Source organism: Streptomyces sp. NPDC058534 (genome assembly GCF_042717365.1).
Taxonomy (GTDB): Bacteria; Actinomycetota; Actinomycetes; order Streptomycetales; family Streptomycetaceae; genus Streptomyces.
On record NZ_JBHXNW010000187.1, the window covers coordinates 1 to 1,563 of the forward strand.

The following is a 1,563-nucleotide window of genomic DNA, read 5'->3' on the forward strand; positions in this document are numbered from 1 at the left end:
ACGGTCTCCAGGTGTTCCAGGACGGTGGGGCCGCCGTACCAGTCCATGACGGCGGAGGGTTCGACCACGTTGTCCCCGGCGAGCGCGGAGATCGGGATCGCGGTGACCTCGGGGACGCCCAGTTCGGTGGCGTAGGCGGTGAACTCCTCGGCGATGGCGGCGAACACGGGCTCGCGGTAGTCGACGAGGTCCATCTTGTTGACGGCGAGGACGACGTGCGGGACCCGCAGCAGGGCGGCGATCGCGGCGTGCCGGCGGGTCTGCTCGACGACCCCGTTGCGGGCGTCGACGAGGATGACGGTCAGTTCGGCGGTGGAGGCGCCGGTGACCATGTTCCGCGTGTACTGCACGTGCCCGGGGGTGTCGGCGAGGATGAACCGGCGCCGGGGGGTGGCGAAGTAGCGGTAGGCGACGTCGATGGTGATGCCCTGCTCGCGTTCGGCCCGCAGGCCGTCGGTGAGCAGCGCGAGGTCGGGGGCGTCCTGGCCGCGGCTCGCGGAGGCCCGCTCGACGGCCTCCAGCTGGTCGGTGAGGACCGACTTGGAGTCGTGCAGCAGGCGTCCGACCAGGGTGGACTTGCCGTCGTCGACGGACCCGGCGGTCGCGAACCGCAGCAGGGTCGTCTCCGACAGCTGCCAGACCGACAGCGCTTCGGTGGGTTCGGTGGTGCTGGACATGTCTAGAAGTACCCCTCGCGCTTGCGGTCTTCCATCGCGGCCTCGGACATCTTGTCGTCGGCGCGGGTGGCGCCGCGTTCGGTGAGCCGGGTGACGGCGATCTCGGCGATGACCTTCTCGATGCTGTCGGCGTCGGAGTCGACGGCGCCGGTGCAGGACATGTCCCCGACGGTGCGGTAGCGGACCTGCCGCTTGACGACCGTTTCGCCGTCCTTGGGGCCGCCCCACTCACCGGCGGTCAGCCACATACCGGAGCGGGCGAACACCTCACGCTCGTGGGCGTAGTAGATGGCGGGCAGTTCGATGTTCTCGCGGGCGATGTACTGCCACACGTCCAGCTCGGTCCAGTTGGACAGCGGGAAGACCCGGACGTGTTCGCCGGGGGCGTGGCGGCCGTTGTAGAGGTTCCACAGTTCGGGGCGCTGACGGCGCGGATCCCACTGGGAGAACTCGTCCCGCAGCGAGAACACCCGCTCCTTCGCGCGGGCCTTCTCCTCGTCACGGCGGCCGCCGCCGAAGACGGCGTCGAACTTCTCCGCCTGGATCTTCTCGGTCAGCGGCAGGGTCTGCAGCGGGTTGCGGGTGCCGTCGGGGCGCTCGCGCAGCACACCGCGGTCGATGTAGTCCTGCACGGAGGCGACGTGCAGCCGCAGCCCGTGCCGCTCGACGGTGCGGTCCCGGTACTCCAGGACCTCGGGGAAGTTGTGCCCGGTGTCCACGTGCAGCAGCGAGAACGGCACCGCCGCCGGCGCGAACGCCTTCAGCGCGAGGTGCAGCATGAGGATGGAGTCCTTGCCGCCGGAGAACAGGATCACCGGCCGCTCGAACTCACCCGCCACCTCACGGAAGATGTGCACCGCCTCCGACTCGAGAGCATCCAGGTGGG

The 1,563-nt window shown here is 69.9% G+C and carries 2 protein-coding genes; both read right to left on the reverse strand.

The genetic code is table 11. The annotated features are described in order from the left end of the window. The coding region (locus ACFWR9_RS42680; protein ID WP_383853089.1) for a GTP-binding protein at positions 1-677 on the reverse strand (677 nt) is incomplete at its 3' end. 2 nt (positions 678-679) lie between these two features. Continuing rightward, positions 680-1,563: sulfate adenylyltransferase subunit CysD (gene cysD, locus ACFWR9_RS42685; protein WP_383853092.1), on the reverse strand; the 884-nt coding region annotated here is incomplete at its 5' end.